Here is a 25594-nt window from a genome sequence, read left to right on the forward strand (position 1 = left end):
TATTTGTTTATTGGAAAAGTAGATCAAGCAATGATTTTGCGCCGCTTTTTTAATGATCATGTTCTGTACGTGTATAATCCATGCGGACTTCATTATAGGTTTTACCAAAGTATGTTGGCTTTTTATGCTCAGTTGCTTTAAAGCCTATTTGTTCATAGAAATGAATGGCATTTGTGTTTTCTTCAACTACCCATAGCGTCACATTATCAGGATAGGATAATTCTAATGCACGTTGCGTTAAAGCGTAACCAATCATATGACGCTGATAAGCTTCTAATAGATATAATGCATAAATTTCGCTCCAGTCATCTGATTCTGAAATGGATTCTGTTTTACCATAAGTGATAAAACCTACGATTTCATTTTTAACAATTGCTACTAACGTAGGTAAGTTATGCAAGGAGGACTTCTTAATAAATTGTGCTTTATCAAGATTTTCTAGATAGTCATTTACAGATATATGGTTATAAGTGCTCAACCAACTTTCGTAATGGACATTTGCTTTGCTATGTCGATCTTCTTCAGTTAAAGCTCTGATTGTAAATTCCATAGAATGCCTCCCTTACATACTAAATTGATATTATTATAGCATCATTATTTTTGAAAAAGAAATTTTTCAATTCAAAATTGTATGTAATTAGAAATGGGAGATACATTGTATTAAAGTATAAACGATTTTATGATTTCGTTTCTTCTTTTAATTCATCTTGAAGTAATGAAGCTTCATTGCGTACAATTTTGCCATAATATGCATGTGCAAAATGCATTTGTATGATTAAGAATAAACCACCTACTGTCCAATAAAGTCCTAAAGCGGAAGCAGATTGTAACGAAATATAAGTGATAAATATGGGAGATAGTATCATTAAAACATAGTGCGTTTTTCGCTGATCTTTTGGGTAGTGAATGGCATTTACTAAAGTTTGGAAAAAATAAACCACTGCTGCAATTAAAGAAATCCATAGATTTGGCTCAGTTAAATTAAACCAAAGAAAATGTGGATGGCTGTCAATGCCTCCATCACTCGGGAATTTTAAAGTGATAATTAAACCATATAAGATAGGCAACTGAATTAATATAGGTAAACAACCAATCATATTTTTTAAAGGGTTAATATCATATTGTTTATATGTATCCATCAAAAGTTTATTTGCTTCTAGTTTTTCTTCTTGAGTTTTAGCAAGCTTTACATTTTCTTTCAATGTATCAATTTGAGGCTGTACCACTTCAGTTTTTTCACGCATCATGTGCATATTTTAACTTGCAATACCATAAAGGGGAGTAAGAGCACACGTATTAGTAAAACAATGGTAATGATTGCTAAACCATAATTTTCTCCATACAAATGGCCTAAGGCATGTAATAACTTATCGATGGGTTGTACGAATATCATATTGAAAATGCCTTGATCATGATTATGAGTTTGTTGTGACTTATTGCATGCAGTTAGGAAAAGGGGAATCGATAATAAGAATAGCCACTTTATACGCATCATTCATCCCTCCAAATTAGTGTTGATATAAATATAACTTTAACACAATTGAATGAGATTTTTAAGTATTTTTAAAGTAGTAAAAATCGGAAGCATTATATTTATCCATAAGTATAAAAATAAGGCACCACTTTAGTATAGCCTTATGACTAAATTAAAGTAGTACCTTAAGTGTGAAGTTGATATCGAGGACTTAACAACCTACACTAGAACGCAATCAGCATATAGAGATGATTTTAATGTTGTGACACTATCTATCTACGAGCGTCTAATTAAGCAAGCGTTTAAAAAAATTGATTTCTATTACATTGCTTTATTTTGATGCCCAAACAATCTCATTATAATTTATATTTTCACGAACTTGTGAAGCGATATGTGCATCCAATTTATTATTTTGTACAAGTTTATCTAAGAATGCTCTTTGCATGTACAAACCTTCAAGTTTATGCGCTTCTGTAATAGAAGCGGGTGTTTGATTGTTTTTATTTTGATTTTTTCTAATTCTGTGTAATCTATTGTAATACTGGTTTAAAACAATATTTACTTCTAATACGTTGTCACTTGTTTGTTCAGACTTTAAGCGTAATGCAACGTTGTGATTTACAATACGCATGATTTTCTTTACTTCTTGGAAATTAGATTTAAATTGTTTTATCTGTGATGTGTCTGCATGTTTTTTAGCTCTAATTCTCAAAATGAGCATCTGTAATACTACTTTGAATTTATGAAGTGCAGATGATTCCTTGTATTGTCTAGAAGTTTCTAATGCAGAACGATAATTTAAAATAGTTTGACGGTCTACTTTGTTTTGAGAAACTAAGCGTTCCAACGTCTCAGATTCTTCTTCATTGGCAATATCTTCAAGACGCTTCATTTCTTTAGCATTATTATCTTCTGGTGACATTTGCAGTAAAAAGAATAATTCATCAAAATACTCTGATATAACAGTATTATAGTTTATAGACTCATCTTCTTTAGATTTAACTTTAAAGTGTTTAATTACATTTTGAACAATAAGGACTTTGGCAGCAACATAACTCATAGAAGTTGATGCTTTGCGTTGTTCAGACGGTGTAATTAATGGGAGAACGATTTGTGCCATGACTAAACTAATAATTACCATCAAAGAAGCAATAAATAGTAAGTCATTTTTATAAGTAAACGTTTGTTGCTGTGCTAGTAAAGTGGGCAAGGTTAGTGCCATAGATAGCGAAATCGTACCGTGAATACCACACATTGTCATGATAAATGCGTAATGCACCCGTTTTGGCGGTGTTTCTTGATTGTCATTTAAATAGGATTGAATGTTATTCGGATAGTAAAATTGTTTGAATAAGATGAACACCCAAATAAAACGAAATACATAAATGGCTAGAGCGATAAGTAACGTTGTGGTAATTAAAAATTTAATATTTTCTGGTTCTTTATTAATAATTTCAGAAACGACCTTTGGCACGATGAAACCTAACACTACGAAAACAAAGCCATTAAGTACATAACTTAAGGTACTCCAAATTTGATTGTAGTTCATTTGTAACTCTGTTTGAGCACGTATCAAACGATCTCTTTCAAATCCATGAATTAAACCAGCGATGACTACTGCGATAATACCGGACGCGTGTAACATTTCAGCGACAAAATAGACTGCAAAGGGAGTCAGTAATTGAATGAAAATCATTGTATTACCATCTTTAAGCCCTTTATTCATTGATAAATAAATACGCAAACGTACAATTAACATGCCGATAACAATCCCTATTACAACCCCTAATATTGTAGAAATAATAAATTGTTCAATTGCATCAAATGCAGAGAATGCGCCTGTTACTAAAGCAGTCACTGCTATTTTGAACGAAATAATACCAGCAGCATCATTTAACAGAGACTCACCTTCAAGTATAGATAGTGCCCCTTTTGGTAGGATTTTACCTTTAGTGATTGCTTGAACTGCAACGGCATCCGTTGGACAGAGGATTGCAGCAATTGCAAATGCTGCTGGCATAGGAAGTTCCGGCCAAATCCAAGCAATAAAGTAGCCGACGCCAATAACGGTAGTAAATACAAGCGCCATAGCCATCAAAATGATAGGTTTACGATATTCTAACAGCTTAGTTCTTGATACATGTGTGCCTTCAACAAATAGTAATGGTGCGATGACAGCCATCATAAATACTTCTGAATCAAATTCAAAATGCAAGGGGATAGGAAGGACATAAAGACAGACACCTAACGCAATTTGAACAAATGCCATTGGCACTTTAGGGAATTTATTGTGAATAATTGAACTGATTATCACAGCAATAATAAAGATTAGAAAAGCTTCTAGTAATAGCATAAAGACTCCTAGTTATTTTTTTGATTATTATATCTTATCATTATATAAAAATCATAGATAGTCATATATAGAATGTCACTAAATTTAATAAGTATTTCAAAGGATTGATTAGGCGCATCATTTAATACTATTTAACGGAATATGTCATAATGGTGATGTTAAGTTAATAGAGGAATGTGATAAATATGAACATTGGTGTTATTTCGGATTTACATATTGATAGGCATAAATCTCTAAAGCCAAAGGATTATGAATACGAACTCATCAAGGCAATACAGCGTAATCAAGTAGAATTATTATTAATTGCTGGAGATATTTCGAATAATTACAAGTTAACTCAAGCTTTTATTAAATCAGTAGAAGTACAAGCTCAAATAAAAGTTTTATTTATTCCGGGCAATCATGATTTCTGGTCTGCTGATACGAATGCTACATCAGCTGAAATCTTAGAAGAGTATATGGGGATGGAAGCCTGTTTAATCGGTAAACCATACCATTTAAATGACGCTTGGGCAATAGTGGGAAATACGGGGTGGTATGATTATTCATATGCAAGTCCTGAATTTTCACTTGAACGCATTGCACGTAGAAAATACTATGGTGCAACGTGGCAAGATAAGGTGAAAATTGATTGGCCCATGGACGATAGAAAATTATCGAGAATTGCAGCAAATCAAGCCATTAAAGATATAGAAAAAGTCAAAGACAAGCAAATTATTTTAATGACCCATATTGTGACACATCCGAAGTTTGCAGTGCCGATGCCACATCGATTATTTGATTATTTCAATGCTTTTATTGGAACATCTGATTTTGATGAAATTTATAAAAAGTATCCAATCCGTTATAGTATTATGGGACATGTACATTTTAGAAATCGTTTTGATGAACAAGGTGTCACTTATATTTGTCCGTGTCTTGGATATCAACGAGAGTGGCGTTCAGATGATGTGACTCGTGAAATAGATCATGCGCTAAATATCATTCAGATTTAAAACATGCAGAAACTATAAATAGGATAATGAGTTTAATTTCATTGTCGTTTAGTAAAAAAAAGAGAACTAGCGCCCGATCAACCATAAGTGATTTTATCATTTTATGTTTGATTGGGCGCTCGTTTTATTAGCAGTTTTATGATAAATGAAAACTCATGCGGCCAGGCGCATCATAACTTTGCTCTAATTTTGATTTTTTGATTTTCATCAATTGATATTTGGTTGGTATTATAGCTGGTAAGATAAATGATTTTCCTAAGTGGGACCACAAGGGATCAATATAATAATAGTGTTGAGCATCATAACCAACGAGAACGGTGACGTGAATATTAGCTACTAACTTTGTTGGTTGGTTATCTAATTTATAAGTACGACGGTAAGGTCTTTTACCCAGTACGGTATGATAAATAACAACGGGTTGTCCTTGGTCTATAATGTGACATAAATCAGTTAAGGATTGACCAGTGCTATCAACGACATGATTTGAATAGCGTCTAAGATGTGGGACGAGAGCAGTTGGAAAAATAGTCTGATGATAACCTAGTTTTATCCATAAATGATGTCCTACGTATCCTTTATATGGGTTATTTCTATGTCTCGGCCAGTGACGCATAATTTCAGTGGCTGGTATGTTAAGGTGGTTAAATTGTAAAATAATTGCTGCAGAAACACCCTCACAACCCATGATCATCGGAATTGGAAACAATTGGCTGATGGGTTTTACTGATAAAATATTTGAATGCATGATGAAAATCTCCTAGTAAATTTTACTCAACAAAAGTGTGAATGAAGTTAATTGCTATTATTATATATCTATTCATAAAGATTGCCTATTAAGATGCTTGAATTTCGAAGTAATAGTTTGCCATGGATATTCTATATATGTTTTGGTTATAATAGCAAAAAAGAGGGTGGGGAATGCGAATGAATTATATAATTGAAGAGTTGCCAACGTTATCTGTTATTGGTGAGAAAAAGATATATGCCACTGGACAAAAAGCACAAGAAAATATTTTTATGTTTTGGATGGAATTTGATGATAGTGGAAAAAAAGATCAATTATTAGAGCTAGGAAATAATCAATTGCCGGGCTTACTTGGTGTTTGCAAGCCCCATAATAGTGGAGAGATACATTATTTGATAGGCGTAACCAGTGAACATAAAGATGACAAATGGCGGAACATAGAATTGGAAGGTGGCAGATACTTAGTATTTGATGCTAAAGGGCCAGTACCAGAGTCAATTAAAAAAGCGATGCAACAAATTAACAAAGATATTTTACCTAAATTGGATTATGAAATAAGACATGCACCATTTTTTGAATTATACAAAGAAGGGGCCATTAGAGAAGATGACTATGTCACAGAAATATGGTTACCTATTGTTTAATAAAATAGAAAGTAATCACAAGTGGGACAGAAATCCAAGTCTCTAATAGCGTTTTCGTAGTCCTACCTATGCAATCAATGCAAGGATGACCTGGTTAAAGGTATAACTAAGCTAACGCTCATGCTCATGCATAAATCTTGCTAGCATTTTTATGTGGCAATATATGCGTTTGCTGATGCATCAGAATGACTCGTTTCTATAAAATGAAAAAATCTTTTCTTTAAATAAGTGAGACTTTGCATTTTCAATTCAGTCATCTATTACCTAATATAAAAAGAGGCTGCGACATCTATGTTTGTCGCAGCCTCTCATTATTTGATTTTTTAATTAGAACTGTTTTTGAACGTAAATGATTTTAATGAGATTTCGAGTAATACAATGAAAATCGTCGTTATAATCAGAATGATTATATAAGGCATGACACTATATTCTCCTTTTAATCCCACAAGTGGCGACATTATACCACCTAATATAAATTGGAATAAACCAAGTAAACTTGATGCATTGCCACTACCGCCAGTTCTAGATTCCATTGCCAAAGTAAAACTTAAAGGTCCGATTCCAGTAACAGGACAAACATTTAAGAAGAAAGCAATGACTAATACCCAAAGTGGTAAGTGGAATATAAGCGTAAAGCAAATTAGAATAACGCCAGCTATTTGAATCAAGGTTAGTAGTATTAATAACAAATAACGATTTATATATTCAACTAATGTAGCGGTTAACTGACTCACTATAATTAACCCGATACCGTTAATTGCGAATAAAATACTGAATTGTTGTGGCGTCATGTCATAAATTTTTTGAGTGATAAAAGGCGCAGCTGATGAAAAACTAAATAACATCACATACGTTAACCCTTGTAGTAACATAGGTATAATGAAAGCTGGTTTCTTTAATAAGGAACCAAAATCTTTAAAAATAGCTGAAAAGTTAAGTTTTGAGAGATGTCTACTTCTTGTTTCTTCCATTTTAAAAAAGGCAAATAACAAAATTGCAAAACTTATAATGGTTAATATTAAAAATATTGCTTTCCAATTTGCGATAGTTAGTGCATATCCTCCAATTAATGGCGCAATGATACTGATAATGCCATTAACAACAAGTAGAGACGCTAAGCCTTTAGCTAACGCTTTTCCTTTATGTTGATCGCCAATGGATGCTTTAGCAATGACGATGACGCCACCGCCAGTTAACCCTTGTATGAGACGAAGTGTAAGTAAGATAGACAGCGAAGTCGTGAACACGGCTATTAATGAAGCGATGACATATAATGAAATAATAATTAATGCTACTTTTTTGCGACCATAAGCGTCTGATAGTGGTCCGAAGATAAATTGTCCAACTGCAAGACCAATCATTGCAAATGAAAGAGTGAGTTGTACTTGTGAAGCCGTTGTGTCAAAAGCATTTTGTACATTTGGAAGCGATGGCACATACATATCTATCGTTAAAGGACCAAAGGTAGTCATGATTCCCAACATAATGATGATCATGATGGGTAATCGGGGATTTGAAGTTTTGTCCATATATAATACTCCTTAAAAATCGGATTAAAGTATAGTGTGAAAAAACGGATAATTTCTTAACTAGACTATTATCCCATACGTAAAGATAAATGCAATGGGAAAATTTCTTGTAGAAATGCAATGTATGTTGCATGATATCAACATTGTTATATAATACAATAGATTATGAATAAATTTAATGTAGCATATTTACAATGAATCACAATACGAATCATTTAAATCACACAATTGAGATACAAGATAGATAATGTTTGGTTATAAAGGAGTAAATGAATGAGCTTAAGTAAAACACAATATGAAGTAATTAAATTCATCATAGTAGGTGGCATAAATACGTTTAATTATTATGTGGTCTATTTAATATTATTAAAATTATTAGGTATTAATTATTTAATCAGTCATGTAAGTGGGTTTGTAGTCAGCTTTATTATTTCGTATTATTTGAACTGCTATTTTGTTTATAAAGTAAAACCTACATGGCGAAAATTTATACAATTTCCGTTGACACAGGTTGTAAACATGGGAATGCAAACAGGTTTATTATACGTATTTGTACAATGGTTTCATATATCATCGGTCATTGCACCGTTTGCTGGATTAATTATCACGATTCCAATTACCTTTGTCTTATCAAAATATATATTAAGAGACGAGTGATACAAAGTTCCTGTTATAAAAGGGAACACCAACTTTATTTAGTCTTTTTAGTTGAAGGAAACAACCAAGAAATCAATTTCTAATAATTAATTTCTTAATTGTTTCCTTTATTTTTATGCAATTTGATAGTGATTTTTAGGAAAGGCTAAATAAATAATTAAAATAATTATATTAAATAATTTTATAATAAAAAATGTTGTAAATGTTGTTTTGATGCGTCATAATATATTATCCAATATCAATTAAGGTGGAAACAGACATGACACAAAGTGAGAATTTAAAAATCGCTCAAAAAGGCGCATATCTTAGTTTAATTGTTTATATCATTCTGTCTATAGTAAAGTATTTTGTTGGTTATGTATATGACTCAGCAGCAGTAAGAGCGGATAGTTTAAATAATATGACGGATATTATCGTTTCGCTAGCTGTAATTATAGGATTGAAAATTTCAATAAAACCTGCGGATAAAAATCATCCATACGGTCATTTAAAATCAGAAAATATTTCCACACTGCTTGTTTCATTTATTATCATGTTTGTTGGTATTCAAGTTGTTATAGAAAATTTCCCTCGAATTTTTTCAGGGGCACATGCAACACCAAATGCAATCACGATTTATGTCAGTGTTATCAGTGGTGTCATCATGATCATAGTCTTCTTTATTAATCAAAAATTAGCTAAACGTACAAATAGTAGTTCTCTAAATTCTGCAGCAAAAGATAACTTGTCTGATGCTTTGGTCAGTATTGGTACGGCTATTGGCTTAGTATTTACACAAATCGGCTTTCCAATTGTGGATATAATATTAGCGACAATCTTAGGCCTACTTATAATATATACAGGCTTTGGAATTTTTAAAGAATCTATCTTCACTTTGAGCGATGGATTCAATGAGCAAGAATTAGATGCATATAAAAATTATGTCTTAGAAATAGAAGAGGTTATTGATGTTCAGTCAATTAAAGGTCGATATCATGGCAGTAGCATCTTTGTAGATGTCACTATTGTAGTGGAATCTGATTTATCTTTGGAAGAAGCACATCATATTTGTGACAAAGTAGAACATCACATGCATGAAAAAGGTATTTCTTCAGTTTATGTACATCCAGAACCTGTTTCCATACAATGAAAAATGAGCGTGTCAATATGTGACTTGACTGTAAAAGCGTTTGAGATCTAAATATTCATATTTTAACTATCAGTTATTTTGTATATAAAAATGATGTTATCAAAATCAGTTATGCTCTTACAAAGGCATTTATTGCTTTCTTGAGTAGCTTTAAATACAGGCCTAATTAGAATCAATAATGATTTGATATCATCGTAAAAAAACAGCAATTTCTATTTTATTACAATAGAAATTGCTGTTTTCATTAGTCTAAGTTATTTATTTTAAAGTCACTCTCGTGACATGATACTTACCACCAACCGTTAGCTAAACGGAAGTCAATTGCTGCATCTATTGAACCATAACGGTCTTCAGCATATTTAATCATACCTTTAGTTTGTTCTTCAACTGAGCCTTTTCCCCAAGCTTCTTTCGTTTGTCCTAAACCTCTATATCCTAATTCATTTACTGCATCAGGATTACCACTTGATTCAGGCATTACAATATTGTCCCATAATGCTTTAGTTCCACCAGCTTCGATAAATTGGCTGTATACATCGCTATTAGATTGAGATGATTGTTGTACTGGTGTTTCTGCAGCATCCGCTGTTGATGTTACGCCGTATCCAGTAGCTGCAATTGTAATTGATGCGAAAGATGCTAATAATAATTTTTTCATAGTTTAAAAATCCTCCTAATGAATGTACCTGTCTGTTTTAATATAATGAACAGGTTTGTGTTCTAATTTGTTTAAAGTACTATTTATTTAATTTACTGCCTTATTTGCTTTGCTTTTTTTCAACGATTACAACTATAACACCTAATTTTATAACGTAGGTTACAGTAAAATAAAAAGAAAGTATCTTTTGTGAATAAAGGACTACAATTATTTCAAAAGCTATTGTAAATTGTTATAATTTTAATATATCAAAGCAAAGACGACAGCATAAATGCGATTATTAAAGTATTTATGGGATATGTTATGCATATGCGAATTGTAATATTACTGTAAATATCGCAAAAAATTTAATTTCACTTAATGAAAGAAGGAATATTATGCCAAAATTAATTTTATGTAGACATGGACAAAGTGTGTGGAATGCAGAAAACCTATTTACAGGATGGGCAGATGTTGATCTATCAGAACAGGGCGAAAATGAAGCCATAACATCTGGTAAAAAATTAAAAGCACAAGGCATTGAAATCGATATAGTTTATACATCTTTACTCGAACGTGCGATTAAAACAACTTATCACTTATTAAATGAATCTAATCAATTATTTATTCCTATAATTAAATCTTGGAGATTAAATGAAAGACATTATGGTGGTTTACAAGGACTAAATAAAGATGATGCACGTAAAAAGTTTGGTGAAGATCAAGTACATATTTGGAGACGTTCATATGATGTTGCACCGCCAAAACAAGATGAAGCACAACGAGAAAGTTATTTAAATGACCGTAAATATGAACATTTGGATAGACGTGTCATGCCTGAATCTGAAAGCCTAAAAGATACGTTAGTAAGAGTGATACCGTATTGGAACGATCAAATTTCTCAACAACTTTTAGATGGTAAAACAGTGTTAGTATCAGCTCATGGTAATTCATTACGTGCATTGATTAAGTATTTAGAGAATGTTTCTGATGAAGATATCGTTGGATATGAAATTAAAACAGGTGCACCATTAATATATGAACTTACAGATGACTTACAAGTTATAGACAAATATTACTTATAATTGAAAGTAATAGTAAATAGCCTTTAAAAAGCAAACCAGTCAGAAAAAATAATTTTAATAAGAGTTTGTAGTAGTAGGGCACCAAGGATAGCTAATCAAATAGGTTATCTAAAGGAAGATAATTATTATGCATATGTTTAAAAGAGTCTGAGACAAAAATAGATGTCTTAGACTCTTTTAATTGTGGAAAAAATAGTTGGATATTAAAAATAACGTGGCATGTTTAAAATGACAGCGACATGCTATGAAGATAAATTATTTACTACGCTTATGTTGTTGAATAATTTTGCGTGCGCGTTTACGTGTTTTGATATTAGGACTATTTAAATTTCTACGTGCTGTTTGTAAGTCTAATTTCATACATAAAACCTCCTTTATAGAAATTGATTATGAATTAAAAAGTACGTTTTGTAAATAGTAATTATTACGATTTACGATTAATTTTTTATCTAATAACCTAATTTGTAAAAATTACCATTTTTTTGAGTTATTTTAATGTCAGATAAACATTTTATATGTATAATGCATAAATGCGACAAATAAATATGCTAAAGACGAATGTGTAAATAGGAGATAAAAATGACTCAAAAAACAAAAATAATTATGATTCTAATGATGTTGTTTGGTGGTTTCTTTGGACTATTAAATGAAACACTGTTAACAACCGCATTACCGAGTATAATGAAAGATTTTGATATAGATTATACGCAAGTACAATGGCTTACAACTGCCTTTTTATTAACAAACGGCATTGTTGTTCCGTTATCAGCAATGATTATACAACGTTTTTCAACAAGACAAGTTTTCTTAACTGCAATTTTTATATTCTTTATCGGTACAATCATTGCAGGATTTAGTCCGAATTTTACGGTTTTATTATGTGCAAGAATTGTGCAGGCAATGGGATCAGGTATTATGATGCCATTAATGATGACTACAATTTTAGATGTTTTCGAACCACATGAACGTGGTAAATACATGGGGACCTTTGGTTTAGTTATCGGTTTAGCGCCTGCCATTGGTCCAACGCTTTCAGGTTATTTAGTGGAGTATTTTGATTGGCGTTCACTATTTCATGTCGTTGCGCCGATTGCAGCGCTAACATTTCTTGGTGCAATAAAATTTGTGAAAAATGTTGGTACCAACAGGAAAGCGCCTATTGATATATTATCTATAGCCTTATCAGTCTTAGGCTTTGGTGGTTTACTTTATGGGACAAGTTCTTTATCTCGAGATGGATGGAATGATCCTGTTGTACTGACAACAGTTATTGGCGGCTTAATATTAGTCGTGTTATTCATTTTCCGTCAAACAAGATTAGAAACCCCGTTACTTGATTTTTCAGTATTTAAAAATAGTCAATTTGCAGTGGGAATTGTTATCATGGCCTTTACGATGATTGCTATGATAGGTTCGGAAACAGTATTACCAATGTTTGTGCAAAATATTATGAAAGATACAGCATTACAGTCTGGTTTAATATTATTACCTGGTGCAATTGTGATGGGTATTATGTCAGTGGCTTCAGGTTTCCTATATGAAAAATATGGTGCAAAAATACTTGCATTTATAGGTATGCTGATTGTCGTTGTAACAAGTTCATACTTTATATTTATGGATGAAAACACATCATCAGCTATATTAGCGACAATTTACGCTATTAGAATGATTGGTATAGCACTTGGTTTAATGCCACTTATGACGCATACAATGAACCAATTGTCACGAGAGATGAATGCGCATGGCTCATCTATGACTAATACAGTTCAACAGATATCAGCTTCCATAGGGACGGCAGGTTTAATAACAATTATGAGTCAAGTAGCAAAAGACTTTTCACCTAATATGAGTGATTATAAAGGAATGGATAAAAAAGAAATGGCAATGCAAATACAACATGAAGCATTGTTAAGTGGTTATCACGCAGCATTTTGGTTTGCTGTAATCATTTCTATTATCAGTTTAATCAGTGTATTTATGCTTAAAAGTAAACGTAAAATAAATCAAGAGCAACAAGAACTCGAACAACAACAAAGCAAATAATTATTAAAAGACCGAAACTGTCTGCAGCGTGTATGCTGCCGACAGTTTTTATATTATTATCGAGCAAGACGAATTTAGTGTTTTAAATGATAGGATTATGGTATTTTTAATGTTACATCATAAGATTTATAGGAAAAGGGTGAAAGGCTTTATAGAACATTCGATGCGTTTATATGAAGAACCATTTCGGTTAGTAAGTAATAGTACAAAAACTGTAGAAGTTAGATTGAATGATGAGAAAAGACAAGCAGTGCAAATAGGCGATTTCATAGAATTTACTAATTTAGCAACAGGTGAACAAGTGAAGGTGAAAGTGGGTAATGTTAAAGTGTACGATTCGTTCCAAGCATTACTACAACATTATTCAAATAAAGAAGTAGGTTTTAGTGATGAGATACAATTATCTCAAAAATTAGCATCTATCTATCAAATATATAATCAAACTGACGAACTTCATTTGGGTGCATTAGCAATTGAAATACATTTAGTTCCATAATAGAGAAATGTATTTTGTAAAAGCATAACTTAGTACATGAAAAAAGGTTTAGGACATCAAAATGAATTGCACCCCGTCAAGTAGACAAATAAATAATTAAATTATCGGTTAATCTCGGTTTATACGAGATTAGCCATTTTTAATGTAATTCTTTCATTATTAAAGAATGTTATATACTCATTGATAACTTGAAACGCTTGTTCTATAGTTTCAAATTTAAAGTTTTTATAACCCCTATAAATTTCAGATTTAATAATTCCCCAAACACCTTCCATAGGTCCATTATCAATGCATCTTCCAACTCGAGACATACTTTGTATCATATTATGTTGATTTAACTTATTTTTAAATAATCTGGATGTATACTGAAAACCACGATCGCTATGAAATATAATACCTTCGGTATCAGTTACAGTATTAACTGCCTTATCAAATGTTTCAAATACGAGTTGATTGTTATTTGAGCTTCCTAATACATGACTTACAATTTTACCTGATCCCAAATCATATATCGCACTAAGATATATTTTATTTCCATTTTTAAGTTGTAATTCAGTTACATCTGTTAGCCATTTTTTATTAGCCTTACTTTCTTGAAATTTACGATTTAATTCGTTTTCGGCTATGGTTTGTGGGTTGCTAGGTTTATAGCGCTTACGTTTTCGGCGAATAACTGCTTTTAAATTCAGTTGATTCATCAACCGATAAACACGTTTATGGTTTACTTCTTTCTGTAAATATAGGCGAATATAAATATAAATCCTCCTATATCCATAAATACCTTTATATTTTTTATAAATATGTTTTATTTCTTCTAACAATACTTGGTTTTCAATTTCTTTTTGTGTGGGATTACGATGTAACCATTTATAAAAACTTGCACGGGAAATCTTTAAAATTTGGCATAAATGCTTAATAGGAAATTCATTTTTTAGCGTTTCAATCGTTTCGTATGCGACGATTTGCTTGTTTTTTGGTTTATCATCTCTCTTTCTATTTCTTGATATTTTTTTAGTACTTTATTTTCCATTTCTAGTATTTTATTCCGACTTTTTAGAGCTTGAATTTCAGCTTCTTTCTGTTCTTCTGGTGTTAATATAGATTTAGGTTTGCCTTTGCCTCGACCATCTTGAAGGCCATCGCGGCCATGTACTTTATATTTTTGTACCCATTGGTACAATTGACCATAACTGATACCGTATTTTTCAGCACAGTCTTTATAATTAATTTCATTATCTAAATAGTATTCTACAATTTTAAGACGTTCTTGGAATGTTGTTTTTTTACCCTTCATCGTATACACCTCATTTTTAGGAGAAGAATTGATATTCTCTTTTCTTCCAGTATAACGATTTACCCATCTACGTACAGTTTCATGAGCAGAAATATTATATTTAATGGCTAAATTTTTATAAGATATGCCATCATTCAAATACTCTTGAACCACATTCTTTTTAAATTGAAGTGTATACTTATTATTTTGTGAATTGCGTATAAAAGATTGTATACCGTTGGTTAAATATTTGTTGTACATGTATCGGAGATGGCCTGGAGAGATATCAATATCAACTACATCTACAATATTTTCGAAACTCATACCATTTTCATATTTAGCAAAAATCAATTCTAATAAATCTAGATCAACGATTTTTTTAGACATAGAAAAACTCCCTTCAAAGTTTTCATTTTTTAAATGTCTACTTTGAAGGGAGCATATCAAAACATGTCCTAAACCTTTTTTATTTCATAGTTACACAATGAGGCTATAATTTTCCAATTCGTTTTCCTAGTTTGTAGAGTAATGGTTTGATTGGCTTAACAAAATCTCCAATATATTCTTCAACATCTGCATTGAAGCCTTTTTTGAACTGTTGAACGCCATAATCAATGGCGTCTTCACTAAAGTCACCAGTGATCCCGTAAAAATTATAACGATCGATATTGTGATTCTTTGCAAATTTAATCATTTCCCACTGCAGCTTATAAGCACCCATATAGGCATTATAGTCTGGATTAGAACCACTAGATAAATAATATACTTCATAATCATTATAAATATAGATAGCAGCTGCTAAGTCTAAGACTGGGCCATCCGTCGTAATTGTCTTATTAGTATCATCAATTTTGCGTTGTGTACTGACAATTTGTTGATTAAGTTGTGTTTGTTTCGTTTTTTGTTTTTTAGAATTTGGACTTTCTTGTAATGCAGCTTCCACGTCTTTCATTTGATGATTTAATGTGTCTAGTTTTTGTTTAAGGCCGTTAACGTATTCGCTTAAATCAATATATGCTAATTGTATTGAAGCAAAGCCCTGGTAATCTTTTTGTAATTGTTCAAAGTATGGTTCGTCACGGAAGCTGAAGCCATGTTTTTCTTCAGCCATCTTAAATAGTTTGAAAAAACGATCGGTTTCTTCTATAGGAAGTTGACGTACTTTAACGCCCATTTCTTCAGTACGTTTGATATTACGTCGCGTTTGGTAATCCATTTCTTTAAGTAATTGTTGTTCTGATTTGTCTTTTAAATCTAAGACAGATAGCCAACGTATTTGGCTCGTTTTTGAATAACCTACAGGATAACCTTGATGTTTATAACCTAGTTTTTCTAAAGTGCTTATAAGCATTCGATTATCGTAAGATTTCTTGATTTCGCCATCAGCATTTCTCAAGTTTTCTAAGATATACGGATCAAGTAATACGTATAGGCAATTATGTTGTTTAAGATATTTTGTTAATTCGCTAAAGTAAAAATCAACTAGTGACAAATTGGTATAGTCTAAGATAGGTCCACGTTGACTATAAAAATATTTAAAGAATTTTAGCGCGCGTGCTTCTGTAAACATACCAGCAGCAATGACTTCGTCATTGTCGTCTTTAACACCTAACAAGTGTGCATTGTATTGAGCTTCATAATTAACACGTGATTGTGTGTAATGTGAAAAGTGATTTTGTGTGAATGTTTGGAATTCTTCAGGGGTAAGATTCACAAAGAACATATATTTTGCCTCCTTAAATGGCAACGTTTATTTTGAAATTGAGTTGGACAACTTATAAGTAGTATACCAAATTTACTATTAAATGCCATGTTTTACAAAAAAACAGATTGCAATATTAAAAATATTTTTATTAAATAGTGTATCACATTGGTAGGCTATATACTTTAAAAATATTATAGTACATTTTGCTAATTCAGTGTATGATATTACTTACGGTTATAATGTATATCAAAGTATTTAATTTAAAAAGAGGATTGTTTTAGGAGTGAAATAAAGTATGAAAAAGATTATAACGCTAATTGTCATCTCTACATTAATGATTGCTGGGTGTAGTAGTGGTAAATATGCAGATAAAATAGATAAAGCAGTAAATAAACAACAACATTATCAGAAAAAACTTGCAGAACAACACAAAGGTGATATTGAACGCAAATTTGACAAAAAAGATGCCAATATATATGTATATGAAAAAGGCAAATTTGTAATCATTGCCTATAAACCTATTAAGAATGATGAAGAGATTCATTATTATGCTTATGAATATAAAGATGGTAAAACAACATTTAAAAAAGATTTTAATTCAAAAGGCTATATACAGAAACATGACCCAGACTATAAAGAAGAAAATATGGATTTAGACGAATAACGAGTAAATGAAATTGAGGTGTAATAAATGAAAAAAGCATGGTTATCAATCGTGCTAGTGCTTACACTTGTATTAGCAACTGCTTGTACCAACCCAGAAGATACACATAAAGATGATAAAACAACGTCTGATGGGAAAATAAAGATTATTGAGTATGGCGATTTTAAGTGCCCATATTGTAAAAAAGTCGAAAAAAATGTAATGCCAAAATTGAAAAAGCACTATATTGATACAGATAAAGTGGACTATCAATTTGTTAATATGGCATTTTTAGGTGATGATTCTATTATTGGTTCAAGAGCAGGTCATGCTGTACAAAGGCTAGCACCAGAACAATATTTAAAATTTCAAGAATTAATGTTTAAACAACAACCTAATTCAGAAAAAGCATGGATTACAAATCAAATAGTTGATCAACAAATAGATAAACTTAAAATTAATACGACGCTTAAAAAAGAAATCAAAGACGACTATAAACAAGAAAATAGTAAATCTTGGGTAGCTGCAAAAAAGGATCAAAAGCAATATAAAGATAACCATATTGAAACAGCGCCTACTGTTTTCGTCCATGGCCAAAAAGTAGAAGATCCTTATGATTTTGAGAATTACAAAAAAATATTAGAAAAAGAGTAGAAATTTAACTAAAAGTTGAAATGAGCACAGACAAGTATAATCACATTTTTGATTTTACTTGTCTGTGTTTTTTCTCAGCATTAAATCGTAATAATTACGAAAATTTTATATTTAGTATTGTTTTTATGAGGAAGAAAGCATATAATAATAAATCGTAACAATTACTATTTAGGAGGTTTTAAAATTGAAACAAATTACATACATTAGTATTATGGTTCTGGCATTCATGGTAGTTCTAGCCGGTTGTGGAAAAGGAGAGTCCGATAATACAAAATCGAATGAAAAAATAAAAATAAATACAACTGTTTTCCCTTTGAAGTCATTTGCTGAACAAATAGGTGGTAAACACGTAGAGGTGAATTCTATCTACCCAGCTGGAACAGATTTACATAATTACGAACCTACACAAAAAGATATAATTAATGCATCAAAAGCGGACTTATTTCTATATACTGGTGACAATTTAGATCCAGTTGCTAAAAAAGTAGCAAGTACAATTAAAAAAGATGATAAAAAATTAGCACTTGAAGATAAATTAGATAAATCTCAATTGCTTACGGACCAACATAGTCATGAAGAAGAAGGACATGACCATGATGAACATCACCATCATGGCGGATACGATCCTCATGTTTGGTTAGATCCTAAATTTGATCAGACATTTGCTAAAGAGATTAAAGATGAACTAATTAAGAAGGATCCTAAACACAAGAAAACATATGAAAAAAACTATGAAAAATTAAATAAGGATTTAAAAGAAATAGATAAAGATTTGAAATCTATTACTGAAAATAAAGAAGGTAATACGATATTTATATCTCATGAATCTATTGGATATCTTGCAGAAAGATATGATTTTGTTCAAAAAGGTGTACAAAATATGAATGCTGAAGATCCTTCACAAAAATCATTGTCGAACATTGTGAAAGAAATTAAAGATTCTGGAGCTAAATATATTTTATATGAAGATAATGTATCAAATAAAGTGACAGACACAATACGTAAAGAAACAGAGGCAAAACCTTTAAAATTTTATAATATGGAATCTTTAAATAAATCGCAGCAACAAGATTATAAGTTGAGTTATCAATCATTGATGAAGAAAAATATTATAAATATGGATAAAGCATTAAGTGATTCTATTCAAACTGAAGACGATAAGGAACAAAGTAAACATGATAAAGCGATTTCTGACGGTTATTTTAAAGATAGCCAAGTTAAAGATAGAACATTGGGTGATTATAAAGGCAACTGGCAATCAGTTTATCCTTACTTAAAAGATGGCACTTTGGATGAAGTTATGGAACATAAAGCAGAAGATGATGATTCCATGTCTGCTAAAGCATATAAGTCATATTATGAAAAAGGTTATAAAACAGATATAAGTCATATTACTATTTCAAACGATACAATAACGTTTGAAAAAGATGGTAAAAAAGAAACTGGGAAATATGTATATGATGGCAAAGATATTTTAAAATATGAAAAAGGTAACAGAGGTGTGAGATATACTTTTAAATTAGTAGATCAAAATAGTCATTTACCTAAATATGTACAGTTCAGTGATCATAATATTGAACCGAAAAAAGCTGCACATTTCCATATTTTTATGGGCAATAATAAAGATAAAATTTTAAAAGAATTAGATAATTGGCCAACATATTATCCAAATTCGTTAAGTAGCGAGGAAATTAAAGAGGAAATGTTAGCTCATTAAGAATGATAATTTTCAATAAAACCTTCACAATTGTTTGAATCTTCAAATGAATACTTTATTCAGAAATGGGAATAATGAATTTAGAAGAAAATATTTAAGATTTTTGTTTGATATATTTTATATACTTGGTATAATAAATGTATAAACAAAACTTATAATACTTTGGAGGTATAGTGATAATGACAAAATTTAATTTCGATGCAGCACATTCAGTAGTAGAATTTTCAGTAAAACATTTAATGATTTCAAATATTAAAGGTAGATTTACAGAGTTTGATGCAAATATTGATGGCGACATTAATGATTTAAGTACAATTAAAGGTGATTTTACAATTAATGCGAGCTCTATTGATACACGTGTAGATGATCGTGATGCGCATTTACGTAGTGGAGATTTCTTAGATGTAGAAAATAATCCAGAAATCAAATTTGAAATTACTAAAGCAGATGAAAAATCAATCACAGGTAATGTAACAATTAAAGGCGAAACGAATGAAGAAACTTTTGACTTATCATATGAAGGCCAAAGTAAAAACCCAATGAACGGTGCAACAACGGTTGGATTTATTGTTAACGGTTCTATTAACCGTGAAAAATATGGCATCACGTTCAACCAAGCACTTGAAACTGGTGGCGTAATGATTGGTAAAGATGTGAAATTCCAAGTGAGTTTAGAATTCGCATTAGAAGACTAAACTATATAAAAAACTACTAGATTATCGAGTAGGTTCAGACTGCCGACAAAGTCTTTGACTTTGTCGGCAGTTTTTTTGTGCACGCTTTCCGTTGGCACTGCCATAACCTGTAGTCTTCGGCTAGTGCTTTTCCCGTAGGAGTCGGTCCAAATAAATGCCAATACATTAAAAACATGAGAAAATCTAAATTAAAAAGCCGTAATGTTTATTACATTGAATTACGCAAACGATAAAAAAATAGACCAAACTAACACAAAATTAATGCAGTAGCTTGGTCTATATTTGAAACAAATTGTTAATCGAGTAGCTTTTTATATTTAATTATTGTCGATTGATTTTTTGTCACGATAATATTGTACAACAATATAAGCAATGAAAGATAAAGAGATAATTGTTAATACAATAGATGAAATGATTAAGAAATTTTTATTAGAGTAATCGCCGCCAGTAAATATCCGGCTTATTATGTTAGGCAGACTTAAGATTAAAATAAGACCAGCAAAATATTTTTTCTTTAATAGCAAGCAAATGGCCATTGTTAGTAATAAAAGTATTATGCCAATAATAAAATTAGTAGTTTGATTAGGTGACCAAAAAATAAATATTGGATAATGTCGTAATAAATACTCACTTAATATATAAATACCGAAGACGATAGCTGATGAAAAACCGACAGCAATATAAGTCTTTTTACTATCTCCCCATGTCATAATTAATTTTTTAATGACAAATAATATAAGTACTAAAGAACCTATAAATATAAATAGTATATAAAGCATGAGCGCTAACGTTAGTTGAAATGAGTTATCAAGCATCCTAGGAATGACTACCATAATAATCATGAAAGAAATGAAATAAAATATATATTTATAAATACCTTGTGTTAAATTTAGTTCCTTTGAAAATGTGTCGGCATAGTTTTTTATAGGTGTATTCAATAAGTCATCGACATTTTCGTTTTGTGCTTCAGCAGTGGTAATATGGTCACGTAATTCTTCTTCAATCGCGTTAACATCTTTTTCGTTTTATCACGAAATAATAATTCGATACGCAGCTTTAGTAAAAAATCTTCAGCTTTTTTAGTTAACATCGTTTACACTCCTCATCAAATTATTCATACCATTATTCAAATAATGCCAATTTGCTTTAAATTGATTTAATTCATTTTTACCAGTATCAGTAATTGAGTAATATTTATGTTTAGGTCCACCAGTCATCGATTTTTTAGAAACACTTGTAACATAACCTTTTTTATTTAAGCGTAATAATACTGGATAAATACTGCCATCACTGATTTCTGGAAATTGTTGTGATTTTAATTTGTCTAATATTTCATAGCCATAAGTTTCGCCTTGTGCAATTAAACCTAAAATAGCTCCATCTAACAATCCTTTCATCATTTGATCAGATATTGACATATAATCCCTCTTTTCACTATCTTATAATAAAAGATAGTATAAATTTTGATTAATGTTTAAATTGGGTATAGTTATTAAAAAGAAGGGGTTGATAAAATGACGATAGATTTACCTAAAATAGGGAAACCAGCGACGAATGCATTACACCATATAGGGGTAAAAACATTAGAAGATATTGCTGGATATGATAGAACGACATTATTAGCAATACATGGTGTAGGACCGAAAGCAATGGATATATTGGAAGATAACTTGAAAAAACATAACATGAATTTTAAAGAGGATATTGGATTTGATGTGCCATTTCACTTAACTGGTGATTTGAAATGTGATAACGCACCTAAGAGAAGAGTCATGCTAGATTTTTTAATTGGCTCAGCACTTGTGGATAAAGACAAATTGCAAGCGATCGTTGCAGAGGATTTTAAATGGGAAGTAGTAGACGCATTTCAATTAACTGGATTTGACGCATTTTATCAAGAGCTTGAAGACCACAAAGAAACTATTGTATCCATAGATGTGAAAATGAATATAAGTCACGGTAAATCTGGTGCATTGCATGGTACGCAGATTTTGGAAAATGGTACAACGATTTATTTTGCTGATATGTTTGAATTTACAAGTCACCGTAAAGATGCCAAAGTTAAATCAATAACATCATATATAATAATGAATGAAGGAGAATCATAAATGAGTGTAAAAATTGTAGAAAATAACATCATATTTACGAGGGAATTTAAAGCTACTGCAGAACAAATTTTTAAAGCATATACAGACCAAAATTTATTTGAAAAATGGTTTCACCCACAAGGTGCCACTACAGAAGTGTATGAATCTGATGTACAAACGGGTGGGAATGCCTTTTTTGCTATACGCGCACCACAAGGTACGAGCTATACTGTAACGCAATATACCGAAGTGATACAACCCACGCTGATTGATTATAATGATTATTTTGCAGATAAAGATGGTAATATTGATCAAAAAATGGCTGGTATGCACAATACGATTCATATTGAAGATAACGATAATGGTGTAGCAAAGCTTACTTCAGTTGCTGTATTACCCGACCCTAAAGCGGCACAACAATTATTAGATATGGGTGTCGAAGAAGGTATGAATAGTACGTTTGATAACTTAGAGACATTATTAGAAACTTTATAACAGTAAAACTTCAAAAAAATGTTGTAATTGGCATAGTAATCATTTAGCGTTTTTCGATATAATAGTATTGAAAAGAGGTGTGTGTATTGAATAAACGTTACATGAAAGTACTTGGTTTGTATTCATTTAGTACATTAATTCCTACAGTATTATTAAATGAAAAAACCTTAAGTAGTCATACATTTAAATGGTTCTTACGTACATTAGCTGGATATGGTATTTTTGCCTATGGTCTACATTTTTTAAGTAAATTTAAACAATAATACTATAGTTGTTTAACCAAAAAGGGGATGGGCAGAAATCAAATTTTCTAATAGAGATTTCGTACTCCCACCTATGCAATCAAGGCAACGATGACTTGTATAAAGGTTCACCTGAACTAATGCTCATGTATATGTCTTTCTAGAAATTTCATGTGGTATATAGGCTTTGGCTTATGCATTAGAGCGTCTCGTTTCCATGGGAATGGAAAAATCATTTCTTTAAACAAGTGAGTCTTTATATTTTAATTCAGTCATCTACTGACTAATTGAAAACAGCCTGAGACATCTATTTTGTCTCAGGCTGTTTTATTTATAATATTAATTGAGGGACTCACCATTTGTTTTAATCACATTACGGTACCAATCAAAGGAAGCTTTTTTCTTACGTTCTAAAGTACCATGTCCTTCATTATCTCTATCTACATAAATGAGACCATAACGTTTTTTCATTTCTCCAGTTGTAAATGAAATAATATCAATGATTCCCCATGGTGTATAACCCATTAAAAAGTAAGTTACGTAAGCATTTTTAAAAATGATCAATGACCGATTGGATTGTATACGTGTTTAGTTTATTAATTATGGTTGTATCAACTTCACTATAAATTTCATCTAGCGCATGGCTAATATTTTTACCTACATGACAATGTTGATTGGTATCTTTATGAATTTTTGCGAAATGCATTGTTTCTGAAAAGATAAGTTGGTATAGGTCGCCTAAGTGAATGTCATTTGCGGAAGAAGATAGACTGTATCCCGAGATACCTTGACTACTTTGAATATAATGACCGTCTCTTAAATAACGACATATTTTACGAACTAGTGTGGCATTACTATTGATGCTATCTGCTATATATTGACTAGACACTGGTTCTTTTTCAGTGGCTAATAGTGTAAGAATGTGTATGGACACAGAAAATTGAGTGTTCAAGATTAAGACTCCTTTTGCTAGTGCTTGTGTAAATTTTAGTTACAAGTAGAGTTTACGATATATTATTTAAACGTGCAATGTATTAATTTAATAAAATGTTCTAAAACGACTATTAAGTATAGGTATAAACTCTTATAATAATATTGTTAGCAAAATTTGATTTTTTAAAAATTGATAAGGGGTGCGAATGATTTATGGTTGATAATGGCAAGTCTATAAACGATACATATACGTCAAAAGAAACAATTGAAAATATTAATAATCAGGTACAAATGAAAGAAGTCATGTTTAGCCAAACTCCAGGACGCTATGCACTAAAATCCATTATGTCAGGATTTCTATTAGCTATTGTTACAGTATTTATGCTAGGTATCAAAACACAATTTGCAGGAACGAATGAAGGTTTAGTGAATCTGATGGGCGCCATTTCTTTTAGTTTAGCATTGGTGTTGATTGTGTTAACTAATTCAGAATTATTAACTAGTAATTTTATGTATCTGACAGTGGGTTGGTATTATAAAATCATTGGTATGAATAAAGCGTTAGGTATTATGTTGGTTTGTTTCTTATTTAATATAATCGGTGGTTTTATACTTTTTGCATTAATGAAATTTACACCTATTATGACACCAGAAATGATCAGTAGCTTAACTAGTATGGTCGACGGCAAAACCATTGATAGTAGTTGGTATGCGATTTTAGTAAAAGCGATTTTTTGTAATTTCTTTATTAATATCGGCATCTATGTATCAATTCAATTTAAAGATGGTTTATCCAAAGCATTTTTCATCGCTTGTGGAGTGATTGTATTTGTATTTATGGGATACGAGCATGTTGTGTTTAATGCTGGGTTATATTTAGGTATGGTTTTTTATGATTTCGACGCGGTAGCATGGTTACATGTATTGAAAAATATTGTCTGCGCGTTTATTGGTAATTTTATCGGTGGAGGTATTTTCGTAGGGTTAGTTTATGCATATTTGAATGGAAGAAGAGATAGTTGGCATAGTAAATCATAAAATGAGCATCTATGAAAACAGATAGTATTTCTAAAATTTAATCAATAGTACTGTAACTGATTGATTTACAAATACATAATGTATACACAATAGCTTTAACACTTGTGACGCTATAAACAGCAATTAATGTTGACGTAGATTCACGAAAACATGATAGCAAAGTGTGATTGCTTTGCCTTCACGTATGTATTAGATCTATATTCTAAAACATATCAATTGACTCGATTATAAAGAAGACATATTGTATTTATATAATTTAAAAGTAAGTTTATGAAAATCATTTTATTTTAATGACTTAATAAGCTTGGGAATGATAGGAGTGACA

At 31.1% G+C, this 25594-nt stretch carries 25 protein-coding genes and 3 pseudogenes; 15 read left to right on the forward strand and 13 right to left on the reverse strand.

The features are described from left to right. Positions 1–49: 49 nt before the first annotated feature. From ACM6UH_RS03320 to ACM6UH_RS03330, 3 genes and pseudogenes are all read right to left on the reverse strand, one after another. Positions 50–550: a GNAT family N-acetyltransferase gene (locus ACM6UH_RS03320; RefSeq protein WP_011302430.1), complete on the reverse strand. Its 501-nt coding sequence runs from the start codon at positions 548–550 to the stop codon at positions 50–52. A 127-nt stretch (positions 551–677) separates the two neighbouring features. Beyond that, positions 678–1492: pseudogene (gene yidC / locus ACM6UH_RS03325) on the reverse strand (membrane protein insertase YidC). 313 nt (positions 1493–1805) lie between these two features. Next, positions 1806–3827: a cation:proton antiporter gene (locus tag ACM6UH_RS03330; RefSeq protein ID WP_011302433.1), complete on the reverse strand. Its 2022-nt coding sequence runs from the start codon at positions 3825–3827 to the stop codon at positions 1806–1808. A gap of 185 nt (positions 3828–4012) precedes the next feature. Between ACM6UH_RS03330 and ACM6UH_RS03335 the strand changes: the two genes are divergently transcribed. After that, on the forward strand, positions 4013–4822 hold the full coding sequence (locus ACM6UH_RS03335; protein ID WP_048787204.1) for a metallophosphoesterase: 810 nt from the start codon (positions 4013–4015) through the stop codon (positions 4820–4822). A gap of 136 nt (positions 4823–4958) precedes the next feature. On the opposite strand, the gene ACM6UH_RS03340 is transcribed toward ACM6UH_RS03335, so the two are convergent. Beyond that, positions 4959–5567: a C39 family peptidase gene (locus tag ACM6UH_RS03340; RefSeq protein ID WP_048787205.1), complete on the reverse strand. Its 609-nt coding sequence runs from the start codon at positions 5565–5567 to the stop codon at positions 4959–4961. A gap of 179 nt (positions 5568–5746) precedes the next feature. On the opposite strand from ACM6UH_RS03340, the gene ACM6UH_RS03345 reads away from it, so the two are divergent. Then, positions 5747–6211, forward strand: a complete 465-nt coding sequence (locus tag ACM6UH_RS03345) for a GyrI-like domain-containing protein (RefSeq protein WP_048787206.1) — start codon at positions 5747–5749, stop codon at positions 6209–6211. 323 nt (positions 6212–6534) lie between these two features. On the opposite strand, the gene ACM6UH_RS03350 is transcribed toward ACM6UH_RS03345, so the two are convergent. Beyond that, on the reverse strand, positions 6535–7740 hold the full coding sequence (locus ACM6UH_RS03350) for a multidrug effflux MFS transporter (protein WP_011302437.1): 1206 nt from the start codon (positions 7738–7740) through the stop codon (positions 6535–6537). A gap of 273 nt (positions 7741–8013) precedes the next feature. Here ACM6UH_RS03350 and ACM6UH_RS03355 point away from each other — a divergent pair, with 273 nt between their 5' ends. Then, the gene (locus ACM6UH_RS03355; protein WP_011302438.1) at positions 8014–8397 is read left to right on the forward strand and encodes a GtrA family protein; all 384 of its coding nucleotides are present in this window, start codon (positions 8014–8016) and stop codon (positions 8395–8397) included. Between the two features lie 259 nt (positions 8398–8656). Beyond that, positions 8657–9526, forward strand: coding sequence for a cation diffusion facilitator family transporter (locus ACM6UH_RS03360; RefSeq protein ID WP_047504514.1), 870 nt, complete (start codon positions 8657–8659; stop codon positions 9524–9526). A gap of 289 nt (positions 9527–9815) precedes the next feature. On the opposite strand, the gene ACM6UH_RS03365 is transcribed toward ACM6UH_RS03360, so the two are convergent. Next, positions 9816–10184, reverse strand: a complete 369-nt coding sequence (locus ACM6UH_RS03365) for a hypothetical protein (RefSeq protein WP_011302440.1) — start codon at positions 10182–10184, stop codon at positions 9816–9818. 377 nt (positions 10185–10561) lie between these two features. On the opposite strand from ACM6UH_RS03365, the gene ACM6UH_RS03370 reads away from it, so the two are divergent. Next, positions 10562–11248 (forward strand): 2,3-diphosphoglycerate-dependent phosphoglycerate mutase, encoded by a 687-nt coding sequence (locus ACM6UH_RS03370; protein ID WP_011302441.1) that lies wholly within the window; start codon positions 10562–10564, stop codon positions 11246–11248. Between the two features lie 255 nt (positions 11249–11503). Here ACM6UH_RS03370 and ACM6UH_RS03375 read toward each other — a convergent pair whose 3' ends face one another. After that, positions 11504–11608, reverse strand: a complete 105-nt coding sequence (locus ACM6UH_RS03375; protein WP_011302442.1) for a putative metal homeostasis protein — start codon at positions 11606–11608, stop codon at positions 11504–11506. Positions 11609–11827: 219 nt separating this feature from the next. Between ACM6UH_RS03375 and ACM6UH_RS03380 the strand changes: the two genes are divergently transcribed. Further along, complete coding sequence (locus tag ACM6UH_RS03380) at positions 11828–13291, forward strand: MDR family MFS transporter (protein ID WP_047504511.1); 1464 nt, start codon at positions 11828–11830, stop codon at positions 13289–13291. Positions 13292–13400: 109 nt separating this feature from the next. After that, positions 13401–13787, forward strand: a complete 387-nt coding sequence (locus tag ACM6UH_RS03385; protein ID WP_225791775.1) for an ASCH domain-containing protein — start codon at positions 13401–13403, stop codon at positions 13785–13787. A 119-nt stretch (positions 13788–13906) separates the two neighbouring features. On the opposite strand, the pseudogene ACM6UH_RS03390 reads toward ACM6UH_RS03385, so the two are convergent. Continuing rightward, positions 13907–15473, reverse strand: a pseudogene (locus ACM6UH_RS03390) (IS3 family transposase). A gap of 77 nt (positions 15474–15550) precedes the next feature. Beyond that, positions 15551–16783 (reverse strand): aminoacyltransferase, encoded by a 1233-nt coding sequence (locus ACM6UH_RS03395; RefSeq protein WP_011302445.1) that lies wholly within the window; start codon positions 16781–16783, stop codon positions 15551–15553. Between the two features lie 277 nt (positions 16784–17060). Between ACM6UH_RS03395 and ACM6UH_RS03400 the strand changes: the two genes are divergently transcribed. From ACM6UH_RS03400 to ACM6UH_RS03415, 4 genes are all read left to right on the forward strand, one after another. Then, a complete protein-coding gene (locus ACM6UH_RS03400) occupies positions 17061–17429 on the forward strand; it encodes a cystatin-like fold lipoprotein (protein WP_037537751.1) in 369 nt (122 codons plus the stop codon). Positions 17430–17456: 27 nt separating this feature from the next. Continuing rightward, positions 17457–18062, forward strand: coding sequence for a DsbA family protein (locus tag ACM6UH_RS03405; RefSeq protein WP_002482443.1), 606 nt, complete (start codon positions 17457–17459; stop codon positions 18060–18062). Positions 18063–18246: 184 nt separating this feature from the next. Continuing rightward, positions 18247–19779, forward strand: a complete 1533-nt coding sequence (gene adcA, locus ACM6UH_RS03410; protein ID WP_047504507.1) for a zinc ABC transporter substrate-binding lipoprotein AdcA — start codon at positions 18247–18249, stop codon at positions 19777–19779. A 179-nt stretch (positions 19780–19958) separates the two neighbouring features. Beyond that, entirely contained in the window at positions 19959–20474 is a 516-nt protein-coding gene (locus tag ACM6UH_RS03415) for a YceI family protein (protein WP_041784764.1), read from the forward strand. A gap of 317 nt (positions 20475–20791) precedes the next feature. Here the strand turns inward: ACM6UH_RS03415 and ACM6UH_RS03420 are convergent, their stop codons facing one another. Both ACM6UH_RS03420 and ACM6UH_RS03425 read right to left on the reverse strand, forming a co-directional pair. Further along, positions 20792–21289 carry a hypothetical protein gene (locus ACM6UH_RS03420; protein ID WP_225310459.1) on the reverse strand — a complete coding sequence of 166 codons (498 nt, stop codon included), beginning with the start codon at positions 21287–21289 and terminating at the stop codon, positions 20792–20794. Between the two features lie 264 nt (positions 21290–21553). Continuing rightward, positions 21554–21892, reverse strand: a complete 339-nt coding sequence (locus ACM6UH_RS03425; RefSeq protein ID WP_011302450.1) for a PadR family transcriptional regulator — start codon at positions 21890–21892, stop codon at positions 21554–21556. Positions 21893–21988: 96 nt separating this feature from the next. Between ACM6UH_RS03425 and ACM6UH_RS03430 the strand changes: the two genes are divergently transcribed. The 3 genes from ACM6UH_RS03430 (at position 21989) to ACM6UH_RS03440 (ending at position 23319) form a co-directional block, all read left to right on the forward strand. Then, positions 21989–22582, forward strand: coding sequence for a helix-hairpin-helix domain-containing protein (locus tag ACM6UH_RS03430; protein ID WP_011302451.1), 594 nt, complete (start codon positions 21989–21991; stop codon positions 22580–22582). Continuing rightward, positions 22583–23056, forward strand: a complete 474-nt coding sequence (locus ACM6UH_RS03435) for an SRPBCC family protein (protein WP_011302452.1) — start codon at positions 22583–22585, stop codon at positions 23054–23056. Between the two features lie 86 nt (positions 23057–23142). Beyond that, entirely contained in the window at positions 23143–23319 is a 177-nt protein-coding gene (locus tag ACM6UH_RS03440) for a hypothetical protein (protein WP_011302453.1), read from the forward strand. Between the two features lie 318 nt (positions 23320–23637). On the opposite strand, the pseudogene ACM6UH_RS03445 reads toward ACM6UH_RS03440, so the two are convergent. After that, positions 23638–23826: pseudogene (locus ACM6UH_RS03445) on the reverse strand (family 1 glycosylhydrolase); the annotation flags it as partial. A 22-nt stretch (positions 23827–23848) separates the two neighbouring features. Further along, a complete protein-coding gene (locus ACM6UH_RS03450) occupies positions 23849–24250 on the reverse strand; it encodes an Rrf2 family transcriptional regulator (RefSeq protein ID WP_047504503.1) in 402 nt (133 codons plus the stop codon). Positions 24251–24444: 194 nt separating this feature from the next. On the opposite strand from ACM6UH_RS03450, the gene ACM6UH_RS03455 reads away from it, so the two are divergent. Continuing rightward, the gene (locus ACM6UH_RS03455) at positions 24445–25269 is read left to right on the forward strand and encodes a formate/nitrite transporter family protein (RefSeq protein ID WP_047504499.1); all 825 of its coding nucleotides are present in this window, start codon (positions 24445–24447) and stop codon (positions 25267–25269) included. Positions 25270–25594: the final 325 nt, after the last annotated feature.

The organism is Staphylococcus sp. LKG4-2 (assembly GCF_050955665.1).
Classification (GTDB): domain Bacteria; phylum Bacillota; class Bacilli; order Staphylococcales; family Staphylococcaceae; genus Staphylococcus; species Staphylococcus saprophyticus.